The 8,369-nt window shown below is 71.0% G+C and carries 8 protein-coding genes and 1 tRNA gene; 6 read left to right on the forward strand and 3 right to left on the reverse strand.

Annotation, left to right across the window (positions count from 1 at the left end; all coding sequences use genetic code 11):
* Nucleotides 1–130: 130 nt before the first annotated feature.
* Complete coding sequence (locus tag CCL05_RS40515) at nucleotides 131–1,717, reverse strand: metallophosphoesterase family protein (RefSeq protein WP_086565582.1); 1,587 nt, start codon at nucleotides 1,715–1,717, stop codon at nucleotides 131–133.
* Between the two features lie 83 nt (nucleotides 1,718–1,800).
* Here CCL05_RS40515 and CCL05_RS40520 point away from each other — a divergent pair, with 83 nt between their 5' ends.
* The 5 genes from CCL05_RS40520 to CCL05_RS40540 all read left to right on the forward strand — a co-directional run bounded on the left by CCL05_RS40520 (nucleotide 1,801) and on the right by CCL05_RS40540 (nucleotide 6,109).
* Nucleotides 1,801–2,151 (forward strand): metallopeptidase family protein, encoded by a 351-nt coding sequence (locus CCL05_RS40520; RefSeq protein WP_010044994.1) that lies wholly within the window; start codon nucleotides 1,801–1,803, stop codon nucleotides 2,149–2,151.
* Between the two features lie 87 nt (nucleotides 2,152–2,238).
* Nucleotides 2,239–2,778, forward strand: a complete 540-nt coding sequence (locus tag CCL05_RS40525) for a hypothetical protein (protein ID WP_086565583.1) — start codon at nucleotides 2,239–2,241, stop codon at nucleotides 2,776–2,778.
* Nucleotides 2,779–3,099: 321 nt separating this feature from the next.
* Nucleotides 3,100–5,187, forward strand: a complete 2,088-nt coding sequence (locus CCL05_RS40530) for a DEAD/DEAH box helicase (RefSeq protein WP_086565584.1) — start codon at nucleotides 3,100–3,102, stop codon at nucleotides 5,185–5,187.
* 185 nt (nucleotides 5,188–5,372) lie between these two features.
* Nucleotides 5,373–5,445: transfer RNA gene (locus CCL05_RS40535), tRNA-Lys, on the forward strand.
* 205 nt (nucleotides 5,446–5,650) lie between these two features.
* Nucleotides 5,651–6,109, forward strand: a complete 459-nt coding sequence (locus tag CCL05_RS40540) for a MarR family winged helix-turn-helix transcriptional regulator (protein WP_086565585.1) — start codon at nucleotides 5,651–5,653, stop codon at nucleotides 6,107–6,109.
* A gap of 59 nt (nucleotides 6,110–6,168) precedes the next feature.
* On the opposite strand, the gene CCL05_RS40545 is transcribed toward CCL05_RS40540, so the two are convergent.
* Nucleotides 6,169–6,906, reverse strand: coding sequence for an SDR family NAD(P)-dependent oxidoreductase (locus CCL05_RS40545; RefSeq protein WP_086565586.1), 738 nt, complete (start codon nucleotides 6,904–6,906; stop codon nucleotides 6,169–6,171).
* A gap of 84 nt (nucleotides 6,907–6,990) precedes the next feature.
* Between CCL05_RS40545 and CCL05_RS40550 the strand changes: the two genes are divergently transcribed.
* Entirely contained in the window at nucleotides 6,991–7,632 is a 642-nt protein-coding gene (locus CCL05_RS40550) for a TetR/AcrR family transcriptional regulator (protein ID WP_086565587.1), read from the forward strand.
* Between the two features lie 41 nt (nucleotides 7,633–7,673).
* Here CCL05_RS40550 and CCL05_RS40555 read toward each other — a convergent pair.
* On the reverse strand, nucleotides 7,674–8,369 hold a 696-nt coding region (locus tag CCL05_RS40555), incomplete at its 5' end, for an RNA polymerase sigma factor SigF (protein ID WP_086565588.1).

Genomic DNA, 8,369 nt, shown 5'->3' on the forward strand with positions numbered 1-8,369 from the left:
GTGCTACCGCCTTGAAAGGGCGGCGTCCTAGGCCGCTAGACGATGAGGGCTATCGGCCCGCCTGGGCGCTTCTCAGCGCGTCGGGGACGTGAGAAGCATATGGGATGGCGGGAGCTATCGCCAAAACGGTTTAAGGGGAGGCCGTCGGGGAGGTCGCCGGGGACTCCGACGCGGGGGCGGTGGGGGACCCGGTCGCGCCGGGCTGGTTCTCCTCCGGGAGGTGGCGGCTGACCTCGGCGGTCGTGAGACCGAGGCCGCCCAGTTCGATCTCGTCCCAGGCCTGGAGGTGGCGGGTGTCCCGGTCGAAGTACAGGATCGACGCCTCGATGGGGTCCGGGTGCTTGCCCTCGATGGCGCGCAGGCCGCTGCCGCCCGTGGAGCCCTCGATGCGGAGCCGGGTGCCGTACTTCAGGACTTCCACCTCGTCGTGGTGGATGTGGCCGGCCAGCACCAGCGGCACCTCGCCGTCGACCTCGCGGGCCGCCGACGGCTCGTGGGCGATGGCGATGTCCACCGGGCGGCCGGCGGTGCGCTCGTCGCGCAGGGCTGTGGCCAGGCGGGCTCCGGCCAGTTCCTGGGACTGCTCGGCGCCGGGCTGCTTCGAGCGGTCCGGGGTGAACTGCGGGTCGCCGATGCCCGCGAAGCGCAGGCCCTTGATCGTCCGGGCCCGGCCGTCGTCCAGGACGTGAACGTTCTTCAGGCCCTCCAGATAGCGCTGCGTGATCATCGAGTCGTGGTTGCCGCGGACCCAGACGTAGGGCGCCCCGAGGTCCTCGATGGGGTCCAGGAAGCCGTTCTCGGCGGCCGTGCCGTGGTCCATGGTGTCGCCCGAGTCGACGATCACGTCCACCTTGTACTGCTCCACCAGCGAGGCGATGATCTTCCAGCTCGCCGGGTTCAGATGGATGTCGGAGACGTGCAGGACCCGGATGGTCGAGGGGTCGGGGGCGTAGGCCGGGAGGGTCGAGGTGGCGTCGTAGAGCTTGGTCACGTTGGTGACCAGGCGGGCCAGTTCCTTCTGGTAGACGTCGAATTCGGTGACGATGCTGCGCGCGTTGCCGACCAGGGAGGGGGCCGAGGAGAGCAGCCCGGAGAACCTGGGTTCCAGGACGGAGTCGGGGCGCCAGGTGGCGTACGCCGTGCCGCCCGAGGCGGCGAGGAGGGCGAGCGCGAGGCCGCCGGCCGCCAGGGCGCGGCGCGGGCGGCGGTAGACCGCGAGGCCGAGCGCGGTGGCGCCGCCGACGACCGCGACGCCCGAGCGGACGGCCAGGTCGAGGGTGCCGCGTCCGACGTCCTCGGTGACCTCGTCCTGGAGGCCGGAGAGCCGCTCGGGGTGGTCGACCAGGGCCTGGGAGCGCTCCGGGTCGAGCTGGTCGACGTTCACGTCCAGGCGGACCGGGGCGATGTGGCTGTCCAGCTGGAGGGCGCCCAGGGGCGAGACATTGATCTTGGTGCCACCGGTGAAGGAGGGGCGCAGCGTCATGGTGGTGTTCATGGGGCCGACCGGGACCCGGACATTGCCCACGACCAGCAGGCCCAGCCAGGCGCCGAGGAGCACGACGGCCACGAGCCCCACCGCACGGGACCACGGGTGCGGCTGCGGCACGAGTGCGATCGTGGCCGGGGCCTGCCGGGAGCGGTAGCGGCGGGCGAGGGTGCGCGGGGCCTTGCGGATCGGGTTCAGGACACTCAGGACTGCGGCAGGGACGCGGGCCATTGGTCCCGTATGCCCAAGTCCCGGGCCGGATATGCGACGCCGGAAGGCTCTCGTACGGCTGTGTCGTGGCCGACAATGGGCCTGTGCTGGAAATGACGCGCGAGGAGTTCGAGGAGCTGGTCGCCGAGGCGCTCGACCGGATCCCGCCGGAGTTGACGCGACTGATGGACAACGTCGCGGTGTTCGTCGAGGACGAACCGCCCTCGGACGATCCCGAGCTGCTCGGGCTGTACGAGGGGACTCCGCTGACCGACCGGGGCGAGTGGTACGCCGGTGTGCTGCCGGACCGGATCACCATCTACCGGAATCCGACGTTGCGGATGTGCGAGTCGCGGGAGGACGTCGTCGCCGAGACGGAGATCACGGTGGTGCACGAGATCGCGCACCACTTCGGCATCGACGACGCGCGCCTTCACGCCCTGGGTTACGGCTGAGCCGGTTGTGAATGCGGGGCGCGTGTCCTCTTGTGGGCGGGGGGAGTTGGAGGTGTTGACTCCCTCACGCTTCCCGGAGGTGGCCCCGTGCGCCCCTTGTACGTTCCCGTCCGCCTGGCCGCCACGGTCGTGGCCGTCGCCGCTGCCGCCGGCTGTATGAGCGTCGGCGACGACGACGCGGGACGGAGCGCCAAGCCGTCGCACTCCACCGGGCGGCACGGCGGGGAGGCGCCCGACGGCGGGTCTTCGGCGTCGGGCGGCGGTACCGGGTTCGGTGCGACGGCGGCCGACGCCGAGCGCGGGCACGGCAAGGGCAAGAAGGGGAGGAAGGGCAAGGACCGCGGGGCGGGGAAGCCGGCGTCCCCGGGGGTGTCGCCGTCCGCCGTGGTGAGCGCGCCCGCGCCCGGGCGCGACAAGCCGGGGAAGCCGGCCAGGCCCACGCCGAAGCCGCCGGCTCCGCCGATGCCCACCCGGACGGCCGAACCCGAGCCCACGCCGACGCCGACCGAGGTGACGACGTCGCCGGAGCCGACGGACAAGCCGGAGCCGTCGTCGTCGGCGCACGAGCCGCCGGGGCCGCAGCTGGAACAGCGTGAGCCGGCGCCGGAGGCGGGGTCGCCGGCGTAGCCCTGCCGGTCTGTGCCGTCGGGCGGGAACAATTCCGGGGGGTGGTCGGTTGGCAGACCACGGGAGGTTCTCCGGGCCACTGGCCGACGGGGGGCGTCCCAACTGTCTCCAGCGGAGTCCGGTTTGCCTTGCGGGGCCCGGAGTGCGTATGGTGGCAGATCGTTTGATCCCATCTTGCCCGGCGCCACTGCAGAGCGCGCCGTGTGGCGCGTACTCTCTCCCTTGCCGTGGTGGACCGCATTGAGGCGGTCGTATTGCGAATCGCGAATCACGGAGTTGACGGGCGCGTGCCGACGAGACTCCGGAAGGTTTCGCATTCGCATGTCCATCGCCAGTACTGATCACGTCGTCGTGCCCGAGAACGAGGCAGCCGAGGACGCCCCCGAGGTCACTTTCGCCGACCTCGGTCTCCCCGAGGGCGTCGTCCGCAAGCTCGCGCAGAACGGCGTGACCACCCCCTTCCCGATCCAGGCCGCGACCATCCCGGACGCCCTGCTCGGCAAGGACATCCTCGGCCGGGGCCGCACCGGCTCCGGCAAGACCCTCTCCTTCGGTCTGCCGGCCCTGGCCACGCTGGCCGGCGGCCGCACCGAGAAGCACAAGCCGCGGGCCGTCATCCTCACGCCGACGCGTGAGCTCGCCATGCAGGTCGCCGACGCGCTCCAGCCCTACGGCGACGTCCTCGGCCTCAAGATGAAGGTCGTCTGCGGCGGTACGTCCATGGGCAACCAGATCTACGCCCTGGAGAAGGGCGTCGACGTCCTGGTCGCCACGCCGGGCCGGCTGCGCGACATCATCAACCGCGGCGCCTGCTCGCTGGAGAACGTGCAGATCGCCGTTCTCGACGAGGCCGACCAGATGTCCGACCTGGGCTTCATGCCCGAGGTGACGGAGCTGCTCGACCAGGTCCCCGCGGGCGGTCAGCGGATGCTGTTCTCCGCGACCATGGAGAACGAGATCAAGACCCTCGTCGACCGGTACCTGAACAACCCGGTGAGCCACGAGGTGGACGCCGCCCAGGGCGCCGTGACGACCATGTCGCACCACATCCTCATCGTGAAGCCCAAGGACAAGGCGCCGGTCACCGCGGCCATCGCCTCCCGCAAGGGCCGCACGATCATCTTCGTCCGCACCCAGCTGGGCGCCGACCGCGTCGCCGAGCAGCTGCGCGACTCCGGGGTGAAGGCCGACGCGCTGCACGGCGGCATGACGCAGGGCGCGCGGACGCGGACCCTGGCCGACTTCAAGGACGGGTACGTCAACGTGCTCGTCGCGACCGACGTCGCGGCGCGCGGTATCCACGTCGACGGCATCGACCTGGTGCTGAACGTGGACCCGGCCGGTGACCACAAGGACTACCTGCACCGCGCCGGCCGTACGGCGCGCGCGGGCCGGACCGGCACCGTCGTCTCCCTGTCCCTGCCGCACCAGCGGCGGCAGATCTTCCGGCTGATGGAGGACGCGGGCGTCGACGCCACGCGCCACATCATCCAGGGCGCCGGCGCCTTCGACCCGGAGGTCGCCGAGATCACCGGCGCCCGGTCGATGACCGAGGTCCAGGCCGAGTCCGTGGGCAACGCCGCGCAGCAGGCCGAGCGTGAGGTCGCCCAGCTCACCAAGGAGCTGGAGCGGGCGCAGCGGCGTGCGAACGAGCTGCGTGAGGAGTCCGACCGGCTGCTCGCGCGGGTCGCCCGGGAGCGGGGCGAGGAGCCGCAGGCGGCGGTGTCCGGGGAGTCCGCGGAGGTTCCGGCCGGCGTCGAGGTGTCGGTGCCGGAGCAGCGGACCGCGCAGGACGCCGAGCGCGCCGAGACTTCCTCCGCGCCGTACGAGCGTCGGGAGCGGCGCGAGGAGCGCGGCGGCGGCTTCCGGCGTGACGACCGTGGCGACCGTGGCGGTCGCTCCTTCGAGCGTCGCGACGACCGTGGCGGCCGTTCGTTCGAGCGTCGTGACGACCGCGGTGGGTTCAACCGCGACCGGGACCGCGACCGTGACCGTGGCGGCCGTTCCTTCGACCGCGACCGTGACCGTGGTGGTTTCCGCCGGGACGACCGGGCCGACCGGGGCGACCGGGGTGAGCGCGGCGGCTTCCGGCGTGACGACCGTGGCGGTCGCTCCTTCGAGCGTCGCGACGACCGTGGCGGCCGTTCGTTCGAGCGTCGTGACGACCGTGGCGGGCGTCCGTTCGAGCGTCGTGACGACCGCGGCGGCTTCCGCCGGGACGAGCGCACGGGGCACCGCGGCAGCGACCGTCCCTTCAACCGCGACCGCCGGGACGACCGTCCGGGTTACCGCGCCGGCGGCCATGACCGTCCCGGGCACGACCGTCCGCAGGGTCGGCGTGACGACCACCGTGGCGGCGGTTCCTTCGGCCGCCGCGAGGACAAGCCGCGCTGGAAGCGCAACGGCTGACATCGACGCGTGACGAGCGCCGCGGTTCCCTCCTACGGGCGGGCCGCGGCGCTCTGCCGTTGCCGTCCCGTACGGGTGGATCCGCGGCCGTCACGGCGTCAGTTGCCGCTCCGCCACGGCCGGGAACCGATACCCGATCGGAGACTCGGCTTCGTCCGGCTATGCTCGTGGGGGCAACATCGCCTGGGCCCTTAGCTCAATTGGCAGAGCAGTGGACTTTTAATCCATTGGTTGTGGGTTCGAGTCCCACAGGGCCTACCGGAGGCGGGCGGGGGAAACAGCCCCGACCGGCTACGCGGCGCCCGGGTCGGCTTCGGCCGGCTCGGGCGCCGCTGTGTTGTGCGGGGCGCCGTGGTCGTCTCGGGACTGAGCCTCTCCATGATCATGGCTTGACCTCAAGCGAGGTTGAGTTTCTACGGTCGGTCGTGTCGAACCAGCGCGGACGAAGACGGAGGGGCCGACCGTGGAGTACTCACACAGCGACACCGAACTGATCCAGCAGCCCATCGGCTACTGGAGTTGGGCCGCTTTCAAGGCTGTCGTCAGCCGCACCCGGGCCGCCCTCGCGGGGATCGGCACCACGCAGCCGCAGTGGTGGGTTCTCGCACAGGTCGCTCGAGCCGACCGGGTCAAAACACGGCATGAGGTGTCCCGCCTCCTCGAGAACTACCTCGACACGGGCTCGGAAGCCATGGAACAGGAGATCGACGCGACCATCACCCAGGGTTGGATCACCGAGGACTCCGAGGGGCGCCTGACCCTCACGGAGGAGGGCCAGGCGTTCTACGACAAGGCCGCGGCACTCCAGAGCGAGCTGTGGGCGGAACGGCACGCGGGGATCTCCGACGAGGAGTACCTGACCACCCTCAAGGTGCTGCAGCGCTTCATCCACAACACGGGCGGACGCGCCTGGCACCACTAGGGGGTGGGGAGAGCGTCCCGTCGCTTCGAGGGGACCGGACGCGCACCACCGGCCGTCGTTCAGGCCCGGGTGTAGCCGCCGTCGGCGAAGAGTTCGGCGCCGGTGACGAACGACGAGGCGTCCGAAGCCAGGAAGAGGGCGGCCTCGGCGATTTCCTCGACGTCGGCCAGCCGCCCCAGGGGCACGACGGCCTCGGCGAACCGGTCGGCGTCCGGCCCCGCGACGCCCAGCAGGCCAGGGGTCCGCGTGGGTCCCGGGCTGAGCACGTTGACCCGGAACCGGCGCTCCCGTGACTGCCGGGCCCAGTTGTGCACGAGGTTGCTCACCGCCGCCTTCGAGGCGCTGTAGACCTCGAGTTGCTCATTGGGCCGCACGCTGTTGCTCGAGCCGACGACCAGGATGGAGGCGTTCTCCGCCAGCAGCGGAAGCGCCTTCTGAACGGTGAACAGTGGGCCCTTGACATTGACGGCGAGCGTCAGGTCGACGTTCGCCTCGGTGTGGGCGCCGAGCGCGGCGTCCGCGACGATCCCCGCGTTGGCCACCAGCACGTCGATGCGTCCGGCCTCCTCGCGGACTCGCGCGTACAGCGCGTCCAGGTCGGCCAGGACCGAGACGTCGGACCGTACGCCGGTGGCCGCAGGGCCCATCTCCTTGACTGCCGCTTCGAGGCGGTCGATGTCCCGGCCCGTCACGAAGACCCGTGCGCCCTCCCGGACGAAGCGGTGGGCGATGGCCAGCCCGATCCCGCTGGTCCCTCCGGTGATCACGGCCACCTTCTCCTGCAGCACGCCTGGCATGTCGAAGCCCTTCAGTTGTGGAATGGATCGTCCATAACGTAGGCAGTAATGGACGATCGAGTCAAGAATGGATAGGCTGAGGCCATGCCGAGACCACGCGCATTCGACGAACGCGAAGTCCTGGAGCGGGCCCGGGAGCGGTTCTGGGCGACCGGCTACGCAGGAACCCGGATGGACGACATCGCCCAGGCGACCGGCCTGGGCAAGGGCAGCCTGTACGGCGCGTTCGGCGACAAGGGCAAGCTGTTCCACCGTGTGTTCGACGACTGGTGCACCGCAGTCGTCGAGGTGGCCGAAGGGCGGCTGGCAGGTGGTCCGGACGCGGAGGCCATGGCCCGGCTGTCGGGATACGTGCACCTCATGGCGGAGAACACCGCCTCCGACACCGAGCGCCGCGGGTGCCTGTTGGCCAAGGGAGTGGCGGAACTGGCCCAGCACGATCCGGCGGTCGCCGGACGGTCGGCCGAGACCATGACGGCGCTGCTGACCCTGCTGCGGACGGAGATCAGCGCCGCCCAGCGCCACGGCGACATCGACAGCGCTGCGGATCCGGAGCGGTTGGCGGCCCTGCTGCTGACGGTGGTCCGCGGTATCGAGGCGGTGGGCAAGGCCGGCCTGGACCCGGAGGCGCTGCGGAACATCGCAGATACCGCACTGGCGGTCCTGCCCGTGCCCGAGGGGCGGAAACGCCTCGCAACCGGGCGCAGTCCGGCCCGCGAGAACTGACTGTGTGCCGTCACGGCCACATGATCAGCCGGACAGCACTCCTAGCCCGTCGCCAGCATTCCCGACCGCAGGCGGGCCACCGTTCGGGAGATCAGCCGGGAGACGTGCATCTGGGAGATGCCGAGGCGCTTGCCGATGTCCGCCTGGGTGAGTTCCTCCACGAAGCGCAGGTGGAGGATGAGGCGCTGGCGTTCGTCGAGTTCGGCGACCAGGGGGGCCAGCGCGTGGAAGTCCTCGACGAGCGCGAGGGCCGGGTCCTCCTCGCCGATGAACTCCGAGAGCGTGCTGTCGCTGTCCTCCGAGTCGCCGGTGATCGCGGCGTCCAGGGACGAGGACAGGTAGCCGTTCGCCGCCACCTGGGCCTCGACGACCTCCTCCTCCGAGAGGTTCATCAGCGCCGCCAGCTCCCCGACCTTCGGCGCGCGGCCGAGGCGTGAGGCCAGTTCCTCCGTGGCCTTGGCGAGTTCCGTACGGGCCTCCTGGAGGCGGCGCGGAACGTGCACGGCCCAGGACGTGTCGCGGAAGAACCGCTTGATCTCGCCGATGATGTACGGCACCGCGAAGCTGGTGAACTGCACCTCGCGGGAGACCTCGAACCGGTCGATGGCCTTGATCAGCCCGATGACGCCGACCTGGACGACGTCCTCCATCGACTGGCCGCTCGCACGGAACCGGCGGGCCGCGAACCGCACCAGCGACATGTTCATCTCGATGAGCGTGTTGCGCGCGTACTGGTA

This window comes from Streptomyces africanus, assembly GCF_002150735.1.
Taxonomy (GTDB): domain Bacteria; phylum Actinomycetota; class Actinomycetes; order Streptomycetales; family Streptomycetaceae; genus Streptomyces; species Streptomyces africanus.

Coding starts and splice junctions, on each gene's coding strand:
- CCL05_RS40550 (WP_086565587.1), top strand. CDS start 6,991: ATGCCGAGACCACGCGCATTCGACGAACGCGAAGTCCTGGAGCGGGCC.
- CCL05_RS40545 (WP_086565586.1), bottom strand. CDS start 6,906: ATGCCAGGCGTGCTGCAGGAGAAGGTGGCCGTGATCACCGGAGGGACC.
- CCL05_RS40530 (WP_086565584.1), top strand. CDS start 3,100: ATGTCCATCGCCAGTACTGATCACGTCGTCGTGCCCGAGAACGAGGCA.
- CCL05_RS40515 (WP_086565582.1), bottom strand. CDS start 1,717: ATGGCCCGCGTCCCTGCCGCAGTCCTGAGTGTCCTGAACCCGATCCGC.